The sequence below is a fragment of the Shimwellia blattae DSM 4481 = NBRC 105725 genome, assembly GCF_000262305.1.
GTDB classification, from domain to species: Bacteria; Pseudomonadota; Gammaproteobacteria; order Enterobacterales; family Enterobacteriaceae; genus Shimwellia; species Shimwellia blattae.
Genome location: NC_017910.1, coordinates 727,492 through 752,333 on the forward strand (window position 1 = coordinate 727,492; position 24,842 = coordinate 752,333).

The 24,842-nt window shown below is 57.0% G+C and carries 28 protein-coding genes; 17 read left to right on the forward strand and 11 right to left on the reverse strand.

Going from position 1 to position 24,842, the window contains the following annotated elements; translation table 11 throughout:
• Positions 1 to 278: 278 nt before the first annotated feature.
• Positions 279 to 959 (forward strand): alanyl-tRNA editing protein, encoded by a 681-nt coding sequence (locus tag EBL_RS03425; RefSeq protein WP_002442146.1) that lies wholly within the window; start codon positions 279 to 281, stop codon positions 957 to 959.
• The gene (locus tag EBL_RS03430) at positions 952 to 1,869 is read left to right on the forward strand and encodes a DMT family transporter (RefSeq protein WP_002442148.1); all 918 of its coding nucleotides are present in this window, start codon (positions 952 to 954) and stop codon (positions 1,867 to 1,869) included. The genes EBL_RS03425 and EBL_RS03430 overlap by 8 nt, the downstream gene beginning before the upstream one ends.
• 47 nt (positions 1,870 to 1,916) lie before the next feature.
• On the opposite strand, the gene EBL_RS03435 is transcribed toward EBL_RS03430, so the two are convergent.
• Together EBL_RS03435 and EBL_RS03440 are read right to left on the reverse strand one after the other, a co-directional pair.
• A complete protein-coding gene (locus EBL_RS03435; protein ID WP_002442152.1) occupies positions 1,917 to 2,489 on the reverse strand; it encodes a helix-turn-helix domain-containing protein in 573 nt (190 codons plus the stop codon).
• A gap of 163 nt (positions 2,490 to 2,652) precedes the next feature.
• Positions 2,653 to 4,206 carry an L-lactate permease gene (locus tag EBL_RS03440; RefSeq protein ID WP_002442154.1) on the reverse strand — a complete coding sequence of 518 codons (1,554 nt, stop codon included), beginning with the start codon at positions 4,204 to 4,206 and terminating at the stop codon, positions 2,653 to 2,655.
• Positions 4,207 to 4,827: 621 nt separating this feature from the next.
• Between EBL_RS03440 and EBL_RS03445 the strand changes: the two genes are divergently transcribed.
• Genes EBL_RS03445 through EBL_RS03455 form a run of 3 tightly spaced genes read left to right on the forward strand, consistent with a single transcriptional unit; the run spans position 4,828 to position 7,673 of the window.
• Positions 4,828 to 5,547 (forward strand): (Fe-S)-binding protein, encoded by a 720-nt coding sequence (locus tag EBL_RS03445; RefSeq protein WP_002442157.1) that lies wholly within the window; start codon positions 4,828 to 4,830, stop codon positions 5,545 to 5,547.
• Positions 5,548 to 5,557: 10 nt separating this feature from the next.
• Entirely contained in the window at positions 5,558 to 6,985 is a 1,428-nt protein-coding gene (locus tag EBL_RS03450) for a LutB/LldF family L-lactate oxidation iron-sulfur protein (protein WP_002442159.1), read from the forward strand.
• Complete coding sequence (locus tag EBL_RS03455) at positions 6,978 to 7,673, forward strand: LutC/YkgG family protein (RefSeq protein ID WP_002442162.1); 696 nt, start codon at positions 6,978 to 6,980, stop codon at positions 7,671 to 7,673. The genes EBL_RS03450 and EBL_RS03455 overlap by 8 nt, the downstream gene beginning before the upstream one ends.
• Positions 7,674 to 7,728: 55 nt before the next feature.
• On the opposite strand, the gene EBL_RS03460 is transcribed toward EBL_RS03455, so the two are convergent.
• The 3 genes from EBL_RS03460 to idnO are packed head-to-tail and all read right to left on the reverse strand — an operon-like array spanning position 7,729 to position 9,511.
• A complete protein-coding gene (locus EBL_RS03460) occupies positions 7,729 to 8,199 on the reverse strand; it encodes a NanQ anomerase/TabA/YiaL family protein (RefSeq protein WP_002442164.1) in 471 nt (156 codons plus the stop codon).
• 32 nt (positions 8,200 to 8,231) lie between these two features.
• The gene (locus EBL_RS03465) at positions 8,232 to 8,735 is read right to left on the reverse strand and encodes a gluconokinase (RefSeq protein WP_002442166.1); all 504 of its coding nucleotides are present in this window, start codon (positions 8,733 to 8,735) and stop codon (positions 8,232 to 8,234) included.
• An 11-nt stretch (positions 8,736 to 8,746) separates the two neighbouring features.
• A complete protein-coding gene (gene idnO, locus EBL_RS03470) occupies positions 8,747 to 9,511 on the reverse strand; it encodes a gluconate 5-dehydrogenase (protein ID WP_002442167.1) in 765 nt (254 codons plus the stop codon).
• Between the two features lie 344 nt (positions 9,512 to 9,855).
• Between idnO and EBL_RS03475 the strand changes: the two genes are divergently transcribed.
• The 12 genes from EBL_RS03475 to arsC all read left to right on the forward strand — a co-directional run bounded on the left by EBL_RS03475 (position 9,856) and on the right by arsC (position 21,301).
• Complete coding sequence (locus EBL_RS03475; protein WP_002442169.1) at positions 9,856 to 10,848, forward strand: LacI family DNA-binding transcriptional regulator; 993 nt, start codon at positions 9,856 to 9,858, stop codon at positions 10,846 to 10,848.
• Between the two features lie 166 nt (positions 10,849 to 11,014).
• Positions 11,015 to 11,977 carry a 2-hydroxyacid dehydrogenase gene (locus tag EBL_RS03480; protein WP_002442171.1) on the forward strand — a complete coding sequence of 321 codons (963 nt, stop codon included), beginning with the start codon at positions 11,015 to 11,017 and terminating at the stop codon, positions 11,975 to 11,977.
• 103 nt (positions 11,978 to 12,080) lie between these two features.
• Positions 12,081 to 13,391, forward strand: coding sequence for an MFS transporter (locus EBL_RS03485; protein ID WP_014715835.1), 1,311 nt, complete (start codon positions 12,081 to 12,083; stop codon positions 13,389 to 13,391).
• 12 nt (positions 13,392 to 13,403) lie between these two features.
• Positions 13,404 to 13,919, forward strand: a complete 516-nt coding sequence (locus EBL_RS03490) for a heme-degrading domain-containing protein (RefSeq protein WP_002442174.1) — start codon at positions 13,404 to 13,406, stop codon at positions 13,917 to 13,919.
• A gap of 201 nt (positions 13,920 to 14,120) precedes the next feature.
• Positions 14,121 to 15,119, forward strand: a complete 999-nt coding sequence (eitA, locus tag EBL_RS03495; RefSeq protein WP_002442176.1) for a siderophore ABC transporter substrate-binding protein EitA — start codon at positions 14,121 to 14,123, stop codon at positions 15,117 to 15,119.
• A complete protein-coding gene (locus EBL_RS03500) occupies positions 15,119 to 16,129 on the forward strand; it encodes a FecCD family ABC transporter permease (protein ID WP_002442178.1) in 1,011 nt (336 codons plus the stop codon). The genes eitA and EBL_RS03500 overlap by 1 nt, the downstream gene beginning before the upstream one ends.
• Positions 16,129 to 16,890 carry a siderophore ABC transporter ATP-binding protein EitC gene (eitC, locus tag EBL_RS03505; RefSeq protein WP_002442180.1) on the forward strand — a complete coding sequence of 254 codons (762 nt, stop codon included), beginning with the start codon at positions 16,129 to 16,131 and terminating at the stop codon, positions 16,888 to 16,890. The genes EBL_RS03500 and eitC overlap by 1 nt, the downstream gene beginning before the upstream one ends.
• A 108-nt stretch (positions 16,891 to 16,998) precedes the next feature.
• Positions 16,999 to 17,349, forward strand: a complete 351-nt coding sequence (locus tag EBL_RS03510) for a transcriptional regulator (protein ID WP_014715836.1) — start codon at positions 16,999 to 17,001, stop codon at positions 17,347 to 17,349.
• Positions 17,350 to 17,396: 47 nt separating this feature from the next.
• Positions 17,397 to 17,759 carry an arsenite efflux transporter metallochaperone ArsD gene (gene arsD / locus EBL_RS03515; protein ID WP_002442183.1) on the forward strand — a complete coding sequence of 121 codons (363 nt, stop codon included), beginning with the start codon at positions 17,397 to 17,399 and terminating at the stop codon, positions 17,757 to 17,759.
• 17 nt (positions 17,760 to 17,776) lie between these two features.
• The gene (gene arsA, locus EBL_RS03520) at positions 17,777 to 19,528 is read left to right on the forward strand and encodes an arsenical pump-driving ATPase (RefSeq protein ID WP_002442185.1); all 1,752 of its coding nucleotides are present in this window, start codon (positions 17,777 to 17,779) and stop codon (positions 19,526 to 19,528) included.
• Between the two features lie 45 nt (positions 19,529 to 19,573).
• Positions 19,574 to 20,863 (forward strand): arsenic transporter, encoded by a 1,290-nt coding sequence (locus EBL_RS03525; RefSeq protein ID WP_002442187.1) that lies wholly within the window; start codon positions 19,574 to 19,576, stop codon positions 20,861 to 20,863.
• Between the two features lie 12 nt (positions 20,864 to 20,875).
• Complete coding sequence (gene arsC, locus EBL_RS03530) at positions 20,876 to 21,301, forward strand: glutaredoxin-dependent arsenate reductase (RefSeq protein ID WP_002442188.1); 426 nt, start codon at positions 20,876 to 20,878, stop codon at positions 21,299 to 21,301.
• 43 nt (positions 21,302 to 21,344) lie between these two features.
• Here the strand turns inward: arsC and EBL_RS03535 are convergent, their stop codons facing one another.
• The 6 genes from EBL_RS03535 to cutD are packed head-to-tail and all read right to left on the reverse strand — an operon-like array spanning position 21,345 to position 24,808.
• The gene (locus EBL_RS03535) at positions 21,345 to 21,674 is read right to left on the reverse strand and encodes a DMT family transporter (RefSeq protein WP_002442189.1); all 330 of its coding nucleotides are present in this window, start codon (positions 21,672 to 21,674) and stop codon (positions 21,345 to 21,347) included.
• 17 nt (positions 21,675 to 21,691) lie between these two features.
• Positions 21,692 to 22,105 (reverse strand): DMT family transporter, encoded by a 414-nt coding sequence (locus tag EBL_RS03540; protein ID WP_002442190.1) that lies wholly within the window; start codon positions 22,103 to 22,105, stop codon positions 21,692 to 21,694.
• Positions 22,106 to 22,136: 31 nt separating this feature from the next.
• Complete coding sequence (locus tag EBL_RS03545; RefSeq protein WP_002442192.1) at positions 22,137 to 22,805, reverse strand: hypothetical protein; 669 nt, start codon at positions 22,803 to 22,805, stop codon at positions 22,137 to 22,139.
• A gap of 12 nt (positions 22,806 to 22,817) precedes the next feature.
• Positions 22,818 to 23,438, reverse strand: a complete 621-nt coding sequence (locus EBL_RS03550) for a phosphate propanoyltransferase (protein WP_002442193.1) — start codon at positions 23,436 to 23,438, stop codon at positions 22,818 to 22,820.
• Positions 23,435 to 23,848 carry a BMC domain-containing protein gene (locus tag EBL_RS03555; RefSeq protein WP_002442195.1) on the reverse strand — a complete coding sequence of 138 codons (414 nt, stop codon included), beginning with the start codon at positions 23,846 to 23,848 and terminating at the stop codon, positions 23,435 to 23,437. Before EBL_RS03555 ends, EBL_RS03550 begins: the two co-directional genes overlap by 4 nt.
• 12 nt (positions 23,849 to 23,860) lie before the next feature.
• A complete protein-coding gene (gene cutD, locus EBL_RS03560; RefSeq protein WP_002442197.1) occupies positions 23,861 to 24,808 on the reverse strand; it encodes a choline TMA-lyase-activating enzyme in 948 nt (315 codons plus the stop codon).
• Positions 24,809 to 24,842: the final 34 nt, after the last annotated feature.

A 24,842-nucleotide genomic window follows, 5' to 3' on the forward strand; every position in this document is an offset into this window, starting at 1 on the left:
CTGAGTTTTTCGGGCTGTTCAGTTTCCTGATGCTGTTTATATACCTCCTGCCCGTAATGCGCTAACGGCCCGCAATGGTCTGATTCTGAGTGATTTGCAGCCTGGGGTGATTGTAAATGGGGACGGGGGGAACTGAATATGGCGGAAATACTCGTGGTTAAATTTGGTTGTTGCATTGTTTCTGGTCCAGCCTGTAATGCCTGTAACCGTATAGCAACCCATAATTTGTCCGGAAACCTGCCCAGACCACTTTTTTGTACAAAATAAGGAAGATAGCTATGCAACAAAACCAGTGTTATCTGGAGGATACTTATCGCTTTAATACAGTAAGCAGTGTCATTGCTACCGGCGTTGATGGGGGAGGGCAATGGATTGCTTTGCAGGATAATATTTTTCATCCGCAGGGGGGTGGGCAACCTGCAGACACCGGGTGGGTTAATAAGATCCCGGTGGTGGTAAAAAAACACCCATCAGGCTTAGTGGTTCTTTATCCGCAGTCTTCTTTTTCGCCGCCTGTAGGAACAAACGTTGCTTCAGCGGTATCGGCAGATACCCGTGTATACCACGCCGCACTGCATACAGCCGGGCATTTACTGAACCGGGAAATGCGTCAATTCGGGTGGATAGCTGTCCGGGGGCACCATTTCCCTGGCGAGTCCCGGGTTGAATTTAGCGCCGTAGAGAGTTCTGCCATTCCGGCCGAACGCTTAGACGCGACTGATATTGAGAGCATCATTTGCCAGTGTATTCAGCAGGGGGCGGCAATAAGATGCTGGTTCGAGGGGGCCACACGTCTATGTCAGATTGATCAATCAGAGCCTGTGCCTTGTGCCGGAACGCATACGGATGATTTGGCAAGAATTAATGCGTTTAGCCTTAAAGGAATAAAGTTTAAAAAGGGTACGCTGCGGATAAGCTATGACGCCGGGCATGCCCCGTTAGGGGAGTATTATGTCTGATGATTCTATTCTGGCGCCGCGCAGCCGACTTTGGGTCATTGACTTCGGGTTATTAATCGTTGCCCTCTCCTGGGGAGCAAGTTACTCCCTGATGCAGATTATCATTCAGGCGGGCGTCACGGTTCCTCTGTTTTTAATGCTAAGATTTGCGCTGGCTGTTCCTTTTATGTTTGTCGGCGCTCGCGTCCGCTTAAGCAGCATTACCCGTGGCGAAGTGGTTAATGGAGTCATGTTTGGTGTACTTCTTTATGCCATCCTGACATTTGAAACATTTGGCGTTCAACACACTTCGGCGACGAATGCTGGTTTCCTGATTGCGTTATCGGTGGTGTTGGTACCATTTTTTGAGCGTTTTCCTGGCAAGAGAAAACAAAGCAAATTTATATATTTTACCTGCTTTATGTCCCTTGCCGGTGGCGGAATGTTGAGCTTTACCACCAGTGGGAGTATTGCGTTCAATCAAGGCGATCTTCTTATCTTATTAGCTGCACTGATTCGCGGCTTTCAGATATTTATGTTTGGCAGGCAGACCGCCGGTAAGGATTACTCATTAATCAATATCACATTAATTGAATTACTTGTTGTCGCGGCCCTTGGGTTGTCCACCGTTATACTGACTGAACCTGCATCATTGCTATATATCCCTGAAATATCTGTTTCGATATGGGGCTTCATTATATTCCTCAGTCTGCTGGCGACTGCGTTTGCATTCCTGATGCAGATGTATGCAGCTAAAATGACCAGTCCGACCCGGGTCGGGTTAATTTTGTCCCTCGAACCGGCCTTTGCGGCAGTCTTTGCTATCACCATCATGGGGGAAATGCTCAGTGTCCTGCAAGCGACGGGAGGAGGGCTTATTATATGTGCGGCTCTGTTGGGGCGTCTTGCTGAAGGGAGGCGTTATAAATGATCATTAACGTGTGGATTCACCACCTGAATAGCACGATCATAGCCGGGCTATCCTTGTGTACTGTAAGACATGATAACTGTCGCACTTACAGGATCATCGGCACAAATATACGCATGTTTCACATCACCTGAAAAGGCATAGAAATCCCCGGGCTGCAAAATAATGCTTTCACTGTCAGATATTTTCAGAAGCAGTGTACCGAGGTGGACAATGATATGTTCATGTGTCCCTGATATATGCGCCGGACTATTGATTATCACCCCTGGATTCATTTGTAAGTGCCATATCTCGGTGATGTTTCCCTGGCCGATGCGGAACTTCATTACCTGGGAGTAATCTCCCTGATAGTCGGTATTTTTTTCAATATAGGGGTAGCGTTTGTTATTGTTACCGAGCAGATCACCTAATGTGAGTCTCAGTGCGCTGGCTATAGCGTCCAGTGTGTCTACGCGAGGATTAGAACCACCGGACTCCAGCGTGGAAAGGGTCGCTTTGGAGATGCCGGAAAGTTTTGCCAGCTCATTGAGTGAAAGATTTCGGGCTATTCGCAACTGTTTTACGTTATTACCGATGTTAGTGTACGTTTTTTTTAAGCGCTCGCGCTGCTGTGCATTGCTCATCGTTGAATCTTCATTATCAGCATGAAATTAGCGCCATATTAACATTGAAGAGGGGGAAATGCTGAGTGTTCTGGGGGACCAGACAAGATCTACAGAAATCACGGTTACGCCCGGTGCTGACCACATTCGCCAGCACCGGGCGTTTATCTCCCTGTAAACCGGTCTAAGCCATAAACCAGTAATAGAAGAGACCCACTTTTAACCCCAGAATCACGATGTAGGCACAGCAGTATTTCATAGTGCCGGACATAATCTGGTCGGCCTGATCTTCCATTTTGGTGGCGGAAACCGCGATGGCGATACTTTGTGGCGAAATCATTTTCCCGCCGGTCGCGCCAGAAGTATTGGCCGCCGCCAGCCAGTTTGGATCAATATCTAATTTCCCGGCCGCAATGGTCTGTAGCTTGCCGAACAGGATATTAGAGTTAGTGTCGCTGCCGGTGATAAAGGTCCCCAGCGCGCCAATCACCGGGGCGAGGAAGACATACGAACTACCGGTCAGATCGACAATAGACTGGGCAAGCGTGGAGATAATACCGCTGAGATCCATCACCGTGGCCAGCGCAACGATCGCCATAATCGCCACGATAGAGTTCTTAAGCTGGAGGATCGTTCTGACAAACACCTCCAGCATACCACGGGCAGAGGCACCCTGAATAAAGCCGCCAATAATGGTCGCAAAGATTATCAGCATCCCTGGGGTGGTGATCCACTCCGCTTTCAGCGCCAGGGTCTGGCCACTGGCCAGGGTGAAATGCAGCACCGAGGCCCACTGAGACGCCGCCGCTTTTATTGTCGGGAATAAAGGCGAGCACAGCAGAATAAAGACAAAAATGAACAGGTAAATAGAGCCCACCCGGAACAGCACCATTGGGGAGCGCGGTGTTGTTTCACGGTTATGGCTGGTCTCGATCCGCCACTCGGGGTCTGTTTTCCCTTTGCGCAGGCGGCTGGCAATCGCCACAACAAACAGGCTTACCAGGCTACCGGCAAAAGCGGGTAACTCAGCGCCAAGATGTATCGCAACAAAATACTGCGGAATCAGCGTGGTGATACCGCACAGTAACGTAATAAGAAACACCCCGCGGATAGCTTTCAGCCCACCACCCACGATACACACAATGACAAACGGCAGCAGAATATTAAACAAAGCCAGCTGCAGAATAATGGTCCCGCCCAGGGCATAAACCGGCAGATTCACCTGCTCAGCCAGAATAGAGACCGGAATACCCACTGCGCCGAACGCCGTGGGCACGGTGTTTGCCACCAGTGATGCAATCGCCGCTTTCAGCGGGCTAAACCCCAGGGCAACAAGGATACCGATCGGAATCGCAACGGCAGTACCGTACCCGGCAGCCGCTTCAAGAAACCCGCCAAAACACCACGAGATCAGCAGCACCTGAATACGCTTATCATCACTGATACTGGCGAGGGTATCGCGCAGAATATCCAGCGCTTTGGTCGCCTGCATCACGTTATAGCTGAAGATAGCGCCGAGGATAACAATCACGATGGGCCATAATCCTTTGAGCGCACCATAGCCAATTGAGGCCTCAAGATCCTGTAGCGGCATACCCCAGAATATGACTGACAGCGCCGACGTGAACGCCAGTGAAATCAATACTGAATAGTGGATGGGCATTTTCAATTTCAATATTAAAAACACCATAAGTAATAAAGGGGTGAGGGCTAGAGCAAACATAAGATATCCGTTCATTACTATTCCTGATTGACTTATGTAACCTGGTTTATATTTGTGAGTGGGGAAAGTAACTGATTGATAAAATAAAAACTGCAAACTAAATCGCTTCAGTACAATAAAAATATTTGTGTTAAATGCTTTGAATAATAATGTTATTTCAAAGTTAAATATCATTAATTTTAAATGGTTAGCTACCCATTCTGGGTATTTTAAAATAGGTATAAAGTGGTATCCGGAATAAACTGAACAATAGTCTTTTGAGAACATTTGCTGACAAATATCGGCGAGTTGTAAATTTAATATAAAAATGTGAGCAGTGCCGAAATAAATAAAATGAAGTATTGCATACAGATATTAATTGCGAGAGTATATTTTTGTCATACAAATAAAGTCATGACCGTTTTCGAGTGTCCGGCGATAAGGAGCAGAAATCAGGTGCGGGGAGCCGCCCTCCATGAACACACTGATAATAAGACCTTTTTACCGTATTGACGTAACTGGCTGGCCCCGCTCGTGCCCCTGCCAACGTGTCCCGGGTGGTGCAGGCCCGGCTAACGCACGGCAAGGGGCGATAACCACGAGATTATCAGCACGGCCTACGGGGCTGCATAAAAATGAAGCAATGGAGCACTGATTGTGAATGTTAATTTCTTTGTCACCTGTATTGGCGATGCACTGAAATCACGGATGGCACGAGACTCCGTACTGCTGCTGGAAAAACTGGGCTGCCGCGTAAACTTCCCTGAAAAGCAGGGGTGCTGTGGTCAGCCAGCCATTAACAGCGGCTACATTAAAGAAGCGATCCCGGGGATGAAAAACCTGATCGCCGCCCTGGAAGAGAACGACGACCCGATTATCTCACCGGCAGGCTCCTGTACCTATGCGGTAAAAAGCTACCCGTCCTATCTGGCTGATGAACCCGCATGGGCGCTGCGTGCGGAAAGGGTTGCCGCGCGTATGCAGGATCTGACGTCCTTTATCGTCAACAAACTTGGCGTAGAAGACGTAGGCGCCAGCCTGCAGGGCAGGGCGGTGTATCACCCGTCCTGTAGCCTGACACGCAAACTGGGCGTGAAGGATGAGCCGCTCAGGCTGCTGAAAAACGTGCGCGGGCTGGAGCTGCTCACCTTTGCCGATCAGGATACCTGCTGCGGGTTTGGCGGGACATTCTCCGTCAAAATGGCCGAAATCTCCGGCGAGATGGTGAAAGAAAAAGTCATGCATCTGATGGATGCCCGCCCGGAATATTTGATTGGTGCCGACGTAAGTTGTCTGCTGAATATTGGTGGCCGCCTGCAGCGTGAAGGGCAGCCGGTCAAAGTGATGCATATTGCTGAAGTGCTGATGAGCCGCTGAGGGGAAAAAGATGTCGATAAAAACCAGCGATACAGAATTTAAAACACGCATCCGTCAGCAAATTGAAGATCCCGTTATGCGCAAAGCCGTGGCGAATGCGCAGGAGCGTATCGGGGCAAATCGCCAGAAAATGGTGGATGAGCTGGGCCACTGGGACGACTGGCGTGACCGGGCCTGCCAGATTCGCGACCATGTACTGAGCAACCTTGATGCTTACCTGTACCAGCTCTCTGAAAAGGTGACGGAAAACGGCGGCCACGTCTATTTCGCCCGCACCAAAGAGGAGGCCAACCGCTACATTTTACAGGTCGCCAAAAGTAAAAACGCGCGCAAGGTGGTGAAGTCCAAATCCATGGTCACCGAAGAGATCGGCGTGAATGCGGTATTACAGGAGGCCGGGATTCAGGTGATCGAAACGGATCTGGGGGAGTACATCCTTCAGCTGGATCAGGATCCCCCCTCCCATGTGGTGGTCCCGGCCATCCATAAAGATCGCTATCAGATCCGCCGCGTACTGCATGAGCGTCTGGGCTACGATGGCCCGGAAACCCCGGAAGCGATGACACTGTTCATCCGCCAGAAGATCCGTGAAGATTTCCTCAGTGCTGAAATCGGTATCACCGGCTGTAACTTTGCCGTGGCGGAAACGGGCTCTGTCTGCCTGGTCACCAACGAAGGCAACGCGCGGATGTGTACCACACTGCCGAAAACGCACATCGCGGTGATGGGGATGGAGCGTATCGCGCCGACATTTGCCGAAGTAGACGTGCTGATTACCATGCTGGCGCGAAGCGCAGTAGGCGCACGCCTGACCGGCTACAACACCTGGCTTACCGGCCCGCGTGAGGCGGATAACGTTGACGGACCAGAAGAGTTCCACCTGGTGATTGTGGATAACGGCCGCTCGCAGGTGCTGGGCTCTGAGTTTCGCGATGTGCTGCGCTGCATCCGCTGCGGGGCCTGTATGAACACCTGCCCCGCATACCGCCATATTGGCGGACACGGGTATGGCTCTATCTACCCCGGGCCTATCGGTGCGGTGATCTCCCCGTTACTCGGTGGCTATAAAGATTTTAAAGACCTGCCTTACGCCTGTTCACTGTGCACGGCCTGCGACAGCGTCTGCCCGGTGCGTATTCCCCTGTCAAAACTGATCCTGCGCCACCGCCGGGTGATGGCCGAAGGGGGCATTACCCCGAAAGCAGAGCAGCGGGCGATTAAAATGTTCGCCTGGGCCAACAGCCACCCCGGGCTCTGGAAGGTCGGGATGACGGCCGGTGCCCATGCGGCAAGCTGGTTTATCAAAGGCGGTAAAACGCCGATCCGGATTGGTGCGCTGGGTGAGTGGATGGAGGCGCGCGATCTCCCTGATGCTGACGGCGAGAGCTTCCGTAGCTGGTTTAAGAAACATCAGGCCCAGGAGAAAAAGAATGGATAACCGTAGTGAATTTTTAAACACCATCGCCCGCTCCCTGGGCCGCCCGCTGCGCCGGGAACCGCAGGCAGATGACGCACCCGTTAACAACTATGCGAACGAGCGGCTGACAGAGCTGAGCCAGCAGCAGCGCTGCGATGCCTTTATCCAGTTTGCCAGCGATGTCATGCTGGCGCGCTGTGAGCTGACCTGCGAGGCAGAGGCCCCGCAAGCCGCGTTACGCCTGTGTAGCGAGCTGGGCGGTAAACCAGTGGTGATAAGCGGCGACAAGCGGCTGGCGGAACTGGGGATCACCGGGCACCTGCAACAGGCGTGCGGGGCGGAAGTCTGGGATCCGGCCCGGGGGGAGGAGAATATTACCCTGGCCGAGCAGGCAAAAGTGGGCGTGGTGTACGCGGAATACGGCCTGACAGAGTCCGGCGGCGTGGTGCTGTTCTCCGCACCGGAGCGCGGGCGCTCACTCAGTTTGCTGCCGGAGTCCTCGGTTTTTGTATTGCGCAAGAGCACCATCCTGCCGCGGGTGGCGCAACTGGCGGAAAAACTGCACCAGAAAGCGCAGGCGGGGGAGCGTATGCCATCGTGCATTAATATCATCAGCGGCCCCAGCTCGACGGCGGATATTGAGCTTATCAAGGTCGTTGGGGTACACGGCCCGGTGAAGGCGGTCTATCTGATTATTGAAGACTGCTGAGACACCCCCTCAATGGCCGCTCCGCTCATCAGGGCCGGGCGGCCAGCATTCACACTCACCCCAGCAGTGCGCGGTCAATTTTGGCAACGATTTTGCGCAGCGCAGCCGGTGCCTGGCAGGTGGACATCGGGCGGTGCAGCTCACCGGGAAAGATAACCGCCAGCTCACCGGGCTGAAGGTGGATCTGCGTCTCGCCGGGGATTGCCGGGCAAAAGCCGATATCGTGGGCTGCGTTAAAGGGCTCGCTCAGGGTCGGCTCTGGCCCGGCGACACCGGCCCCGATCACTTCATGGCCTTCCAGCACAATATGAACATCAAGATACTGGCGGTGAAACTCAGGCTTCTGGCTTGCCAGCGGCCTGGTTTCCCCCTCGACTACGTTAAAAAACATCTGATCCCCCTGAACCTGATAGCGCCCGGCGGGTAAATTCTCAGGGCGGTGTTCAAGAATGGTCGTCAGCATCTGGCGCAGGGCGGCCGGGTAGAGCGGGTTACGGGCCGCCGTGGCTAAGGCATCAATAATCATTTTCTATATCCTGGTTTCGGGTGGGTGCGCGGTCAGCGCAACTGGTGAACACACTGGCGGACGATGCTTTCCACCGGCGGGGTAATATCTACCGCCAGTACATCCGGCTCGTCCGGCCCGGGGGTTTCGAGGGTGGAAAACTGGCTTTGGAGCAGGGCCTGGGGCATAAAGTGGCCTTTACGCTGACACATGCGCGCCATCACCTGTTCAAAATCACCGTGCAGCCACAAAAACCGCACGTGCCGGCTCCCGCTGCGCAGCCTCTCCCGGTAGCGCTTTTTCAGGGCCGAGCACACCAGCACCCCGGTTTCGTTTTTTTGCTCCAGGCTGTAGATAACATCGGACAATCGGCCCAGCCAGGGCTGGCGGTCGTTATCATCCAGCGCCTGGCCTGCCGCCATTTTGTCGATATTGGCGCGCGGGTGAAGGTCGTCCCCGTCAATAAATTTGGCCTCCAGGGCCCGGGAAAGCGCCAGCCCCACGGTCGATTTCCCGGTGCCGGAGACACCCATAATGATAATGCAGCGACCCGCCATCTTATCGCCCCTCACACCGCTACCAGCATGCCGCCATCCACAAACAGCAGATGACCATTCACAAAATCAGACGCCTTAGACGAAAGGAACACTGCCGCGCCGATAAGCTCCTCAGGCTCCCCCCAGCGGGCGGCGGGGGTGCGCTTACATAGCCAGTCGGTAAAGGCGCTGTCTTCAACCAGGGACTGGGTCATGGCGGTTTTGAAATACCCCGGGGCGATACCGTTGACCTGGATGTTATAGCGCGCCAGCTCCACGCACATGCTGCGGGTGAGCATTTTCACCGCCCCTTTTGTTGCCGCATAGGGGGTAATGGTGTCGCGGCCCAGTTCGCTCTGCATCGAACAGATATTGACGATTTTGCCCTGCTGGCGGCTGAGCATCCGCCTGGCCACCGCCCGGGAGACTAAAAACACCGCCGTCTGGTTGACCGCCACCACCGCGTTCCAGTCACTGACCGGGAATTCGGTGAATTTATGGCGCCGCTGAATACCGGCGTTATTAAATAACACATCAATGGGCCCGATACCGGTTTCGATATTCTCAATGGCCTGTTCAACGTCCTGCGGATCGGTCACATTAAATACCGCCACATGGGCTTTATATCCGGCCTCTTTTAAACGGGCGGCGGCTTTTTCAGCCCGCTCACCTGAAATATCATTAATAATGATTTCCGCACCGTATTTTGCCAGGCCCTGAGCCATGGTAAATCCAATACCCTGGCCGGAGCCGGTAATTAAAATGCGTTTATTCTGCAAGCTAAAAAGATCATTCATGGCGAAGCCCCGTTTTTGCGCAGTGATCAGCGGAAATAAATATCCCCGTGCGGATACTGATAACCCGTGATAATGGTGAATATATGCCAGCCCGGCATTGTGTTGCGCTAATAACCGGGCCGGGCCGTGGCGAATTAACGTGTCGTCTATCTCACGTTTTTTACCCGGGTGAAACTGTGATCGCGATCACTCAAAATGATGTTACGAAACGGCGTTACTTTCCCTGTGATCTGGCGCGGGAAATAACCGGGTTTTCCCCCGTTGCGGGCGGGTGTGGCGATTTCTATTTACCCCGGCGGCAGGCATAATGAGAGGCTCCTTCCCGTTCACTTCTGGCAGAAACAATGAAAGTGCAGCGCATAACACTGAATGATATTGCCACCCTGGCGGGTGTAACAAAAATGACGGTCAGCCGCTATTTACGCACCCCGGAAAAAGTAAAACCGGAAACCGCCCGGCGTATTGCCAGTGTGATTGAAGAGGTGGGCTACCAGCCGGATCCGGATAACCCGGCGATCAACAGTAATGCCATTGAACGCATCGGGGTGCTGGTGCCGTCGTTTAATAACCAGATTTTTGCCGATCTGCTGGCCGGGGTAGAGAGCGCCGCCGCGGCCCGGGGCTACCAGACACTGGTTGTGAATTACGACTACGACCGCCAGAAAGAAGAAGAGCAAATCGCCACGGTGCTGGCCTTTAATGTGAAAGCGCTGCTGCTTACCGAAAGCGTGCACAGTATCCGTGCCGAAAAATACCTGCGCACGGCCAGGATCCCCGTTGCGGAAGTGATGGGGCTTGCCAAAAACCCCGGGCGCATCAACGTGGGGTTTGATAATTTCCGCGCCGGTCTGGATATGACCCGCATGCTGCTGGCCAGCGGCAAACGGCAGATCATTTACTTTGGCGCCATGTCCGACCTGCGTGATGAACAGCGCTACGCCGGATACTGCCAGGCCATGAGCGACGCAGGCTTAAGCGCCGGGCGCATTATGCCGGGTAAGATCTCCTCCGTAACGATGGGCACCGGAATGATGACCCTGGCGCGCCAGATGTACCCGCAGATGGACGGCATCCTGTGCACCAATGACGATCTGGCGGTGGGGGTGCTGCGCGAATGCCGCGCCTGCGGGATCCAGGTGCCGGAGCAAATGGCGATTGCCGGGTTTCATGGCCTGGAGATCGGCCAGGTCACCACCCCGCGGCTGGCCAGCGTACTGACCCCGCGTTTTGATATGGGTAAAATTGCCACCGAGCTGCTCATCAAGAAAATCAACGGATTACCGGCTATCGAGCGGGTCGATCTCCACTACCAGTTATCGATGGGGGAAACCATTTAACTGCGGCGATATCCCTGATGCGTATCAGGATTTTGCCCGCCAGATCACGCCCGTGGTAACACGCTTTTTTAACACTATCTGGTGTGATGTGGATCGCAAAAATAAGCGGGGAAAACACGTTTGATACAGGGCATACGCTACTGGCATTTCAAACAGGACCGCTCCTATGCACACAGACACTCAGCACCACACACAGCCCACGGTATTACTGGTCGCCCCGGTAATGGACGCACTACAGACCGCGCTGGACGCGCACTACCGGGTCCTGCGGCTCTATGAACAAACCGATATTCCCGCTTTCCTGGCCCATTCCGGTGCCGCTATCCATGCGGTGGTCACCCGGGGGGATGTCGGCATCCGCCGGGAAATCCTCGAACAGCTGCCCGGGGTGGGCGCGATCGCGGTCTTCGGGGTCGGCACAGACGCCATTGATATGGCTTACGCCCGGCAGCGCAATATCCGGGTGGCGATCACCGCCGGGGTACTGACCGACGATGTTGCCGATCTCGCCATGGGGTTATTGCTGGCCGCCAGCCGCCGCCTGTGCCAGGGGGACCGCTTCGTCCGCGAAGGGAGCTGGGAGCACAGTGCGCCGCTGCTGGCCAGCAAAGTGAGCGGCAAGCGGATCGGCATCTTCGGCATGGGCCATATTGGCCAGGCCATTGCCCGCCGTGCCCGGGGGTTTGATATGACCATTCTGTATACTGACCGCCAGCGCAACAGTGCGCTGGATTACCAGTGGTGCGCCGACCTGCACACCCTGGCCCACGAAAGCGACTTTCTGGTGGTGGCCGCCTCCGGCAGTGCGGAAAATAAAGGCATTATCGATGCCAGCGTCTTTAAGGTGATGCCCGCGCACAGCTGGCTGATTAACATTGCCCGGGGCAGCCTGGTGGATGAAGCGGCGCTGATAACGGCGTTACAGCAGCATGTTATCGCCGGGGCGGCACTGGACGTATTTGAAAACGAGCCCCATGTTCCGGCGGCCTTCTTTGCGCTGGACAACGTACTGCTCCAGCCCCATGTTGCCAGCGCCACAGTTGAAACCCGCCAGGCCATGAGCGCATCGGTACTGGCTAATCTGGCCGGTTATTTTAATCACCAGGAGATCCCCGGGCTGATTAAATAACGGTATTTTCTCTCCAGTAATATACAGCATATTCTTGCTGGCTATTTTAACCGGCTGCCACCGGTTTATTCCGGTGGCGGTGAAATATAACCGGGAAATTAATATGAACGATAAAATACCAGGGACCCGCTGGGTGCGGGTTATCGCGCCGATTCTTATTGCCTGTATTATGTCATTTATGGATCGGGTAAATATCAGTTTTGCCTTACCTGGCGGTATGGAGCAGGATTTAGGTATTACCAGCCAGATGGCCGGTGTCGCCAGCGGAATATTTTTTATTGGTTATTTATTTCTCCAGATACCCGGCGGGCGAATTGCAGTTTATGGCAGCGGTAAGCGTTTTATTGCCTGGTCGCTGGTGGCCTGGGCTATTGTTTCCATCGCTACCGGGTTTGTGACCCATGAATATCAGCTGCTGACCCTGCGTTTTATTCTCGGGGTGTCTGAAGGGGGCATGCTGCCGGTGGTGCTGACCATGGTAAGCAACTGGTTCCCGGAAAAAGAGCTGGGCCGGGCGAATGCCTTTGTCATGATGTTTGCCCCGCTGGGCGGCATGCTGACGGCCCCCGTCTCCGGGGCGATTATTGCCGCCCTCGACTGGCGCTGGCTGTTTATTATCGAAGGGCTACTGTCGGTGGTGGTGCTTATCATCTGGTGGCTGGTCATCAGCGATCGCCCGGAAGAAGCCCGCTGGCTACCGGCCAGAGAGCGTGAATACCTGCTGGCCGAACTGGGCAGAGAACGCCAGGCCCGCCAGGAGGCCGAGCCCGTAGCGAATGCGCCGTTAAAAGCGGTGTTCCGTAACAAGGGGCTGATGCGCCTGGTGGTGCTGAACTTCTTTTACCAGACTGGTGACTACGGCTACACCCTGTGGCTTCCCACCATTCTGAAAAACCTCACCGGGGCCAGCATGGCCGGTGTCGGGATGCTGGCTATCCTGCCGTTTATTGCCACCCTGGCCGGGATCTATGTTATCTCCCTGTTCAGCGATCGCAGCGGTAAACGCCGCCTGTGGGTGCGAATCTCCCTGTACAGCTTTGCGGCTGCGTTGCTTGCCTCGGTGCTGCTGCGTGACCATATTGTGGCGGCTTACATAGCCCTGGTGGTGTGTGGTTTCTTCCTGAAGGCGGCCACCAGCCCGTTCTGGTCGATCCCCGGGCGTATTGCCGCCCCGGAAGTGGCGGGCAGCGCCAGAGGGGTGATCAACGGTCTGGGTAACCTCGGCGGCTTTTGCGGGCCGTACCTGGTGGGGGTGATGATTTATCTGTATGGCCAGAACGTGGCGGTGTGCGCCCTGGCGGCCTCACTGCTGCTGGCGGGAACCATGACATTTTTGCTGCCAAAAGGGTGCGATCTGTCTGCAACGGATAGCCATAAAACACCGGCCCCTGATGCCGCGCCCAGACATATTTAACCGGAGCCCCACATGACACCAGAACAACCCACCCTTGAGCAACAGATAGCGCTGTGCGACGCTCAGCGCCAGCGCACCTGGCTTAGCCACTTTGACAACCACGATGCCTGGGCGCTGGGCAATACCCTTTACCAGGCGGCCCGGGAGGCCGGTTACCCGATGGCGATTGATATTACCGTTAACCGCGTCTGCCTGTTCAGCGCACTGCTGCCCGGGGCCAGCGGTGAAAATATTGACTGGGTGCGGCGTAAGCGCAACCTGGTCGAGCTGCTGGGCATCAGCTCCTGGGAGGCGGGGCTGATGCTGGAGCAGCGCCAGACCACCCTGGAAGCCCGCTACGGGGTCAGCTGCCGGGATTTCGCCCCGTACGGCGGCAGCTACCCGCTCCAGCTGACCGGCTGCGGCATAATAGGCACCGTTACGGTATCCGGCGCCCCCCAGCGGGATGACCATAATCTGGTGGTGCGCACCCTGTGGGCCGCCGCGGGCCAGCCGTTATCTCAGTGGCAGCCGGTGCCCGCGCGTTAATGGCCGGGCGGGTCTGACTGCGGGGGGCGTGTTGCTGCCCCCCATATCATTACATTTTATTATGATAACTTAATGAAATTATCACGCATTGACATATCTGCGGCCGCCATTGTATAAAACCCCTCACTTGATAATAAGTTTCATTCTCATTAGTAATTTCTCCAGGATTCAGCAAATCATTTTAATTAAGGACCGCGTTTAATGAAAAAGGCCATTTTCGCGTCGGGCATGCTGCTTGCGTCGGTGAGTTCTGCTCTGGCAACCACATACCCTCTGACGATTGAAAACTGCGGGTATACGGAGACATTTACCCGCCCGCCTGAGCGCGTGGTGGCGCTGGGGCAAAATACCGTTGAGATCCTGCTGTTGCTGGGGTTGCAGGATAAGGTGGTCGCCAGCGCATACTGGCCAACGAAAGTGCTGCCGCAACTGGCGGCGCAGAACGCCGGTATCAAACTGCTGACGGTCGAAATCCCCACCCTTGAGGCTATCCTCGCACCGGGTCCTGATTTTATTCCCGCCCAGCTCCCGCTCTTACTGGGGCCGGAAAGTAAAGTCGCAAAGCGTGAAGATCTGGCAACCGCTGGCGTAAACAGCTATCTGTCGCCCGGGGTGTGCGCCACGGAAAAGGCCCCGGGGGATATGTACGGCAACCGCCATCAGCTGTGGGATATGAGCTGGCTCTACAAAGAGATTGAAGATTTCGCCACCATTTTTGATGTGCAGGCGCGCGGGGCGGCCTTAGTGGCAGATTTCAGGCAGCGCGAAAGCCGCCTGCGTGCAGAATTCAGCCGGAATAAAAAAGATCTCTCCTTTGTGTTCTGGTTCTCAAGCTCATCGCCGTCTGCGGATGCCTATGTGGGCGGTAAAAACAGCGCGTCCGGGTTTATTGCCGGTGTTCTTGGCGGCCATAACGCCATTACCGCTGAAGCCGAATGGCCCACGGTCAACTGGGAAAGCATTATTGCGGCAAATCCGGATGTGATAGTGGTCTCCAGCCTGGATCGTAACCGCTGGGCGCTGGACAGCGCGGAAGAGAAAATCAAATTCCTCAAAAGTGACCCGGCCGTCAGCCAGCTGGAGGCGGTGAAAAAGGGCCACATTGTGGTGATGGACGGCCAGGCGATGAACCCGACCATCAGAACGCTGTTCGGTGCCGAGCAGGTGGGGGAACAGCTCAGAAAACTGGGGCTGAACTGATGGCCGCCGCGTTTGCGGCGCGAACCACGTTAGGCCTGGCGTCTGTCATCCTGCTGTTGCTGGTGATTGCGCTGGGTGTCAGCGTGGGGGAGCTGCCTATCCCGCTGCAAAGCGTTTATTACGCCATCAGCAATAAAGCGGGGCTGAGCGCAGTGCCGCTTAACCGTATTTATGAAAGCGTGATTTGGGATTTCCGCCTGAGCCGCGCGCTGGTTGCCGCATGTAGCGGCGCCGGGCTCGCTATTAGCGGTGCCGTACTGCAAAGTTTGCTGAAGAATGCGCTGGCAGAGCCCTATGTGCTTGGTGTTTCTGCCGGGGCCTCTGCGGGGGCCGTTTCGGTGGTGGTCCTGGGGATTGGCACGGGGGTTGTGTCGCTCTCCGCCGGGGCATTTGCCGGGGCGTTTGGCGCCTTTGTTTTTGTCGCGTTGCTGAGCCGTGGCGGCAACGCCCGCACGATTCTGGCCGGTGTTGCCGCCTCCCAGCTTTTTAATGCCATTACCGCCTATACCATCAGCACGTCGGCCAGTGCGCAGCAGGCGCGCGATGTGATGTTCTGGCTGCTGGGCAGCTTCAGCGGTGTCAGGTGGCCGGAGTTTCACCTGGTGCTGGTGGTGGTGCTGGCCGGGCTTGGGGTGTGCCTGTATTACGCCCGCGCGCTGGATGCCTTCACCTTTGGTGAAGATGCCGCCGCCTCGCTGGGGATTGCCGTACCCCGGGTGCGCTTTATCCTCTTTACGATTACCGCGCTGATTACCGCGACCATTGTCAGTATGGCGGGCGCGATTGGCTTTGTCGGGCTGGTGGTGCCCCACGTTATGCGCTTCTGCTGTGGCCCGCTGCACCGCCGGTTGCTGATTGCCAGCGCACTGACCGGGGCGATTCTGATGGTGCTGGCGGATATCGCCTCCCGGCTGCTGATTGCGCCGCAAAGCCTGCCGGTGGGGGTGGTCACGGCGCTTATCGGGGTGCCGTTCTTCGCGATGATGATTTACCGCACCGGGAGGCCGTGATGAGTATTGTCGCTGAACACATTACCTGGCGGGCAGGTAATAAGGTGATTGTTGATGATGTGTCGCTGAGCGTTGCCGCCGGGGAAACGGTCGGGCTGATTGGCCCTAATGGCTGTGGTAAATCTTCGCTGTTGCGGGTTCTGGCGGGCCTGCGCCGCCCGGAGAGCGGCCGCGTAACGCTGGATGGCAAAAACATTGCCCACATGGCCCGAAAGCAGCTCGCCCGCCGGGTGGCGTTTGTGGAGCAGCACAGTACGACAGAGTCCGGTATGCGGGTGCGCGATGTGGTGCAGCTTGGCCGCATTGCGCACCATTCCCCGTTTGCGGGCGGGCACCCGCACGACGATGAGTGCGTAACCGCAGCGCTGCAAAAGGTGGATATGCTGGAAAAAAGCGGGCAGCCCTGGCCCGGCTTGTCGGGCGGGGAGCGCCAGCGGGTCCAGATAGCCCGGGCGCTGGCGCAAATGCCCACGGAAATTCTGCTCGATGAGCCGACCAACCACCTGGATATCCACCACCAGTTACAGCTTATGCAGCTGATTAGCACGCTGCCGGTAACCAGTATCGTGGCGATTCACGATCTTAACCACGCCGCCATGTTCTGTGATTCACTGCTGGTGATGCACCAGGGGAAAATTATCGCGACCGGCACCCCCGGGGATATCCTCAGCGAAGCGCTGCTGTGGGAGGTGTTTCGGGTCCGAACGAAAATTGAGATCTCCCGTTTCCACGGCAAAAAGCATATTCACTTTATGGTTTAGCGGCGTCTGCGCTGAAAGTACCCTGCCAGTTAATATATCTGTTTTTCCGAATATGAAAGTTGCTTTTATCACCCTGCGGCGTATCCTGTCTGCATATGAACAGGAGGTATGATGCCACTCACGTCCCTGCAACTTTTCAAAAACCTGTCTGATGAAACCCGCCTGGGCATTGTGTTACTGCTCCGGGAGATGGGGGAGCTGTGCGTGTGCGATCTCTGCACGGCGCTGGACCAGTCGCAACCGAAGATCTCCCGCCATCTGGCGATGCTGCGGGAAAGCGGGCTGCTGCTGGATCGCAAACAGGGCAAATGGGTCCATTACCGTTTATCCCCGCATATGCCCTCCTGGGCGGCACAGGTGATTGAGCAGGCCTGGCTAAGCCAGCAGGCCAGCGTGCAGGCCGTTGCCCGTAAGCTGGCCTGCGGTTGTTCTGCTGGCGGTAAGAGCGTCTGCATCTGAAAAATTTAACTTAATATATCTGGTTTAACGAATATGAGGTATTGAGGATGAAAACATTAACCGTCTTTGATCCGGCAATGTGTTGCAGTACCGGCGTGTGCGGCACCGATGTCGACCAGGCACTGGTGGATTTCTCAGCCGACGTGCAGTGGCTGAAAGGGCGCGGCGTGCAGGTGGAGCGTTACAACCTGGCGCAACAGCCGATGCGTTTTGTTGAAAACGAAACGGCCCGGGCCTTTCTTGAGGCCTCCGGTGCCCAGGGGCTTCCGCTGTTATTACTGGACGGCGAAACCGTTATGGCCGGGCGCTACCCGAAACGCCCGGAGCTGGCCCGCTGGTTCGGCATTCCGCTGGAAAAGGTGGGCTTAGCCCCCCAGCGCGGCTGTGGTGGTAATACATCCTGTTGTTGAGCATGTCAGGAGGACAGATGAAATTCTTACAGCATATTCCGCCTTACCTGTTTTTTACCGGTAAGGGTGGGGTGGGCAAAACCTCCATTTCCTGTGCCACGGCTATCCGCCTGGCAGAGCAGGGTCTGCGGGTTTTACTGGTCAGTACCGATCCCGCCTCGAATGTCGGGCAGGTTTTTGGGCAGACTATCGGCAACCAGATCCTGGCGCTCAGTGCGGTGCCCGGCCTGTCTGCGCTGGAGATAGACCCCCAGGAGGCCGCCCGGCAGTACCGCGCCAGAATCGTTGACCCGATAAAGGGCCTGCTGCCTGATGAGGTCGTCAACAGTATCAGCGAGCAGCTCTCCGGCGCATGCACCACGGAGATTGCGGCATTTGACGAGTTTACCGGCTTGCTGACAGACTCCCGTCTGCGGGAGCGGTTTGATCACATCATCTTTGATACCGCCCCCACCGGCCACACTCTTCGCCTGCTCCAGTTGCCCGGCGCCTGGAGCAATTTTATTGAACATAACCCGGATGGCGCCTCTTGCCTGGGGCCGATGGCGGGGCTGGAAAAGCAGCGCGAGCAATATACCCATGCGGTTGAGGCGCTGTCTGACCCGGCGCGCACCCGCCTGGTGCTGGTCGCGCGGGCGCAAAAATCGGCGCTTGCGGAAGTGGCCCGCACCCATGGCGAGCTGGCCGCAACGGGCATTAACAACCAGTATCTGGTGGTGAATGGCGTGCTGCCTGAATCTGAAACCGGGCATGATCCACTGGCCGCCGCCATATGGCAGCGGGAGCAGGTGGCGCTGGCGCACCTGCCTGCCGGGTTATCGGCACTGCCTGTTGATATGTTACCCCTCCAGCCGGTCAATATGGTTGGCGTTCCGGCCCTGAAAGCGCTGCTAAGCCCCGGCGCTGCGGCCATTACCCCGGCGGAGGCTGAACCCCACCACTTAGTGGAGGAGGCGCCGCTCTCAGCCCTGGTGGATGAGCTTGCCCGCAGTGAACACGGCCTGATCATGCTGATGGGCAAAGGCGGGGTGGGGAAAACCACGATGGCCGCCGCCATTGCTGTCCGGCTGGCAGATAAAGGATTTGATGTGCATCTCACCACCTCAGATCCCGCCGCACATCTGAGCGCAACACTCAGCGGTAGCCTCAGCCATTTGCAGGTCAGCAGAATAAACCCGCAGGAGGAAACCGAACGCTATCGCCAGCATGTCCTTGAAACAAAGGGGAAAGAGCTGGACGAAGAGGGGCGGCGACTGCTGGAAGAGGATCTACGCTCACCCTGTACCGAAGAGATTGCCGTGTTCCAGGCGTTCTCACGGGTGATCCGCGAGGCGGGTAAGCGGTTTGTGGTTATGGATACGGCACCGACCGGCCACACCCTGCTGTTGCTGGATGCCACCGGGGCGTATCACCGCGAAATTGCCCACAAAATGGGGAGTAAAGGCCACTTTACCACGCCGATGATGCAGCTTCAGGATCCGGCGCGGACCAAAATAGTGCTGGTGACCCTGCCGGAGACCACCCCGGTGCTGGAGGCGGCAAACCTGCAGGCGGACCTTGAGCGGGCGGGGATCCACCCCTGGGGCTGGATCATCAATAACAGCCTGGCGATAGCGCAGACGCACTCACCGCTGCTTTGCCAGCGCGCCCGGCAAGAACTGCCCCAGATAGAGGCCGTGAAGCGCCAGCACACCCGCCGCGTAGCGCTGGTTCCGGTGCAGGCAGAAGAGCCCACCGGCGTTGAAAAACTCAGGGCACTGGCAGGTTAATTTTTTGGCATACAGGGCGGTAAACCCGCCCTGTCAGGAGGATATATGTTACTGGCAGGCGCTATTTTTGTCCTGACCCTGATTCTGGTTATCTGGCAGCCGAGGGGGTTAGGTATCGGCTGGAGTGCGGCACTGGGCGCGCTACTGGCGCTGGTTTGCGGCGTGGTGCAGATTAGCGATATTCCCGTGGTGTGGCATATTGTCTGGAACGCCACCGCCACCTTTATTGCGGTGATTATCATCAGCCTGCTGCTGGATGAGTCCGGCTTTTTCGAATGGGCTGCGCTGCACGTTTCCCGCTGGGGAAATGGCCGGGGCCGCCTGCTGTTTACCTGGATTGTGCTGCTGGGGGCGGCGGTTGCGGCACTGTTTGCCAACGATGGCGCAGCGCTGATTCTGACCCCTATCGTTATTGCCATGCTGCTGGCGCTGGGGTTCAGCAAAAGCACGACCCTGGCATTTGTGATGGCCGCCGGGTTTATTGCCGATACGGCCAGCCTGCCGCTTATCGTCTCAAACCTGGTCAATATCGTGTCGGCGGACTTCTTCTCTCTGGGATTTACGGACTATGCCTCGGTCATGGTGCCGGTGGATCTCGCCGCCATTCTCGCCACCCTGGCGATGCTGCATCTGTTCTTTCGCAAAGATATTCCCCCTGCCTACGATCTGGCCCTGCTGAAAGCCCCCGCGAAGGCCATCAAAGATAAGGCCACTTTCAGAACCGGCTGGGTAGTGCTGGCGCTGCTGCTGGCGGGTTTTTTCATCCTTGAGCCGCTCGGTATTCCGGTCAGCGCCATTGCGGCGACCGGGGCGGTTATCCTGTTTGCGGTGGCGAAGCGCGGGCACGCCATTAACACCGGCAAAGTGTTGCGCGGCGCACCCTGGCAGATTGTGATTTTCTCACTCGGTATGTATCTGGTGGTCTACGGGCTGCGCAACGCCGGGCTCACGGAATACCTCTCTGGCGTGCTGAACCTGCTGGCGGAGAACGGCCTGTGGGCCGCAACCTTTGGCACCGGGCTTATTACCGCGTTTCTCTCCTCCGTGATGAACAACATGCCAACGGTGCTGGTGGGGGCGCTCTCTATTGATGGCAGCACCGCTTCCGGCATTATCAAAGAGGCGATGGTCTATGCCAACGTGATTGGCTGCGATCTGGGGCCGAAAATCACCCCGATTGGCAGCCTGGCAACACTGCTCTGGCTGCATGTGCTGGCTCAGAAGAACATGACCATCACCTGGGGCTACTATTTCCGTACCGGCATTGTGATGACCCTGCCGGTACTGTTTGTGACGCTTGCCGCGCTGGCGCTACGTCTTTCTGTCACCCTGTAATGAGACACTGATATGAGCAACATCACTATCTATCACAACCCGGCCTGCGGCACGTCGCGCAATACGCTGGGGATTATCCGTAACAGCGGCGCAGAGCCTGAGATTATTCACTACCTTGATAACCCGCCCTCGCGGGAGGTGCTGGTCAGGCTGATTGCCGATATGGGGATCCCGGTCCGGGCGCTGCTGCGTAAGAATGTTGACCCCTACGAGGCCCTGGGGCTCGCGCAGGACACCTTTACCGACGATCAGCTACTCGATTTTATGCTCAGCTACCCCATTCTGATTAACCGCCCGATTGTGGTCACCCCGCTGGGGACCCGGCTGTGCCGCCCTTCGGAGGTGGTGCTGGAGATCCTCCCCGGGGCGCAACAGGGGGCGTTCAGCAAAGAAGATGGTGAGCAAGTGGTGGATGAAGCAGGCCAGCGGCTGAAGTAAGCCGGGCAGGCAGCGCCGCCCGGCTGGGTAACCCGTGTCGGCGTTACATGGTCGAGAAGACGTTCATGATAACGCCGCCGGAGATAATCAGCGCCATGGCGATAATTGCCGCCAGATCCGGCTTCTGCTTATAGAGGATCATCGAGCAGATAGTCACCCCCACAATACCGAAACCGCACCATAACGAGTAGGCCACGCCAACCGGGATGGTGCTCATTGCACGGGTAAGGGCGAAGTAGCACAGGCCATAGGCGCACACCACCAGCACCGAAGGGGCCAGTTTGCTAAAGCCGTTGGTCTTTTTGATCATTGACGTGCCGGTGATTTCGGAGCCGATAGACAGCGCCAGCCATACAAATCCGAGATTAAGCATAAAGGTATCCTTTCCTGTTAGTTGGCGATTTCTTTGTTCATGGCAGCGACAGGTGCCTCGGGGGCGGCCTCTTCGCTCTCTTCAGAACCCATTTTTGAGAACAGATTCATAATCACGATACCGCTGGCGATAACCGCCATGCCGATAATTGCTGCGGTATCCGGGTGCTGGCCGTAAAACGCCATCCCGAGTGTCGACACCACCAGAATGCCGGTGCCGGACCAGGTGGCGTAGGCCAGGCCTACGGGGATATCTTTTACCGCCCGGGAGAGCGAGTAATAACAGGTGCAGTAGAGCGCCACCAGCAGCGCAAGCAGCATCATTTTGGTGCTGCCTTCACTGCTGCCGAACATTTTTAGTGTCGACGTGGCCGAGGTCTCCGAGAGGATAACCAGCAGCATCCATAACCAGCATTTTGTTTTAGAAGACATATTTAAGCTCCAGGGTCAGTGTAGGATAAGGTCACAGCTTTCTGTTTTTTAAAAAATCCATTGCCGCGTCGGTCAGCCGGGCGTGCGGTGCCGTTGCAAGGGCCGGGTTATTCACCAGATCCGTCACGGTGAGATAACCGCGCGGCTCGTGACTTGCGACCCCGGCCGTGGCCGGGTCTGCCAGCCTGGCGAGCAGCGCATTCATGGTGCAGAGCTCCACGCCCGCCGCTTCCAGACGCGCCAGCATATTTTGCAGGTGCCCGGCGTAGGCGCTGTCGGCCCGGGCGCCGCGCAGCTGGTTGAGCTCGCTGTGCGGATCGCAGTGGTAGCGCAGCGCCAGCACCGGAATACCGGCCAGCAGCGCATCGTGCAGCCGCCTGGCGACCGGGCTGTTCAGGGTGCCGTCCAGCAGGCTGGCGGCCAGCGGATAGTCGAGAAACGGCACCAGCACGGCCCGCCAGGGGGCCGGGGGCAGGGTATCCTGCCAGGCCCGGGGCGGTAACAGTTCGCCCGCTTCCTGCCAGGCGGCGGCATCGGCCAGGCCCGCTTCGGCGGCAATGCGCAGCGGATACCCGCAGCCTGCCAGGCGCTGGCGGATTTCCGTGCGGTAGCCCTCTGCGGCCGTGACCATCACCAGCACCGGTGGCGTCAGGCGCTCAATCACCCGTGCGGCCAGGCGTTCTATCTGTTCGTCGGTCATGGCGGGCCTCCGTTAGCCGATGAGCGTCACCTGCGCGCCGTTTTTCAGACCGGCGGCGTTGGCTTCTTCGGTATCAATGTGGAACTCCAGCGCGAAATCATCGCGCACGCGGACCACCACTTCGTCAAAGGTCAGCTGGCGCTCCCCCTGGCTACGCACGCTCACCTTCTGGCCGTTGCAGACATTCAGCAACCGGGCGTCCCGGGGCGACATATGAATATGGCGCCAGGCGCAGATCACCCGGGAATGCAGCTCAATATGCCCGGCGGGGCCAATCAGCAGGGCGCTGGCGGCGTTGTCCAGCTGGCCGGATTCACGAAGCGGCGCCTGAATACCGAGGGCAAAGCAGTCCGCGCGGGAGACCTCCAGCTGGGATTCCGGCCGGGCAGGGCCGAGCACGCGCACACCGGTCAGCGAGCCCTTGGGCCCGACAACGGTCACGCACTCCTTAGCGGCGAACTGCCCGGGCTGGCGCAGGGGGCGCAACGGGGTCAGGCTGTAGCCTTCACCGAACAGGGCTTCAACGTCCCGCCGGGCAAGATGCACGTGGCGGTTGGAAATGCCCACCGGGATCGCCGGGGAGCTGGCGCTCAGGCGGGCGGTGATTTTTTCGCGCAGCAGGGTGTCTATCATGCTTTTTTCCCTTTCTTATGGGCCTGCGCCGGGTTTTTCTCTTCCTGGTCGGGCTGGGGGGCCCCGGGGGTGACCGGCTCTGGCGCGGCCACGGCAGCGGGGGCGGCGGGTGCGGCCGCGCTTTTCGCCGGTGGCGGGTTGCCTTTAAGGCTGCTCAGCGCGTTAACCACGCTGGGCTCCGGGCGGGCAATCACCAGGGAGCGCACTGTGTGCCCGGCCCCTGCCACGGCCACGCCGCGCTCAATGGCGGTGTGAATGGCGCTGATCTCCCCTTCAAAACAGACACTGACCAGGCCCGAACCCACCTTGCGATAGCCAATGCAGGTGACCCCGGCGGCTTTACAGGCCGCGTCAACGGCCTGAATGGCGCTGACCAGCCCTCGTGTCTCAATGACGCCTAAGCTTTTCATTCTCGGCTCCTGTTAATGGCGGACTAAGCGAATATCAAAATCAAATTGCCGGAAGAAGGCCTCCAGCTGGTCCAGCTCTTGCGGTGCGTAAGACGGATCCCCGCTCACCGGGTAGGGCATATCCAGGCGCTCATATTTTTTGCGCCCCAGCTGGTGGTAGGGCAGGATGTCAATGCGGCGGATATTTCCGCGCTTCGCCAGCTTTTGCACGTAGGTTATCGCGCCGGTGATGGCGTCGAACGAATCGTTGTAACCGCGAATCAGCGGCATACGCACAATCACGCTGGCACCGGAGTCCACCAGCCATTCAAGATTGCGGCGGATCCCCTCATTGCCGATACCGAGCATCCCCTTGTGCTGTTCACTGTCTATCTGTTTGAGATCAAACAGGAAGGTGTCGGTTACCGGTGCCAGTTTCTGGTAGTTGGCCAGCGGCGTGGTGCCCTGGGTCTCCACGGCGGTATTGATCATCATTTTTTTGCATTCGCTGAATAAGGCGACGGCAAAATCGGTTTGCAGGCTCATTTCACCGCCGCCGATGGTCACGCCACCGCCGGAGGAGATATAAAAGTCATAGTCCTGCATGATTATCTCCATCAGCTCGCTGACGGTGACATCCCGGCCCATGATGTCCAGTGCGCGCCGGGTGCAAATCTCTTCACACTTGCGGCATCCCACACAGGTTTTGCTGCGGTCGACAACGTGCTTCATGACGCCGTTCTCAGCCACCTGAGTGTGCACCCCGGCCGGGCAGACACTGGCACACTCGCCGCAGTTAATGCATTTGTCGTGCGAGAACATTACCTGAAACTGCTGAGTCAGCCCTTCCGGGTTGGCGCACCAGGGGCAGCGCAGGTTGCAGCCCTTAAAAAACACCAGTGTGCGGATGCCATCGCCGTCATAGATGGAATACTTCTGGATATTGAAAATGCGCCCGGTTAATTCTTGTGTTGCTATCACGCGTGCCTCCCGCTCCCCCGGGCGGCCCGATAGC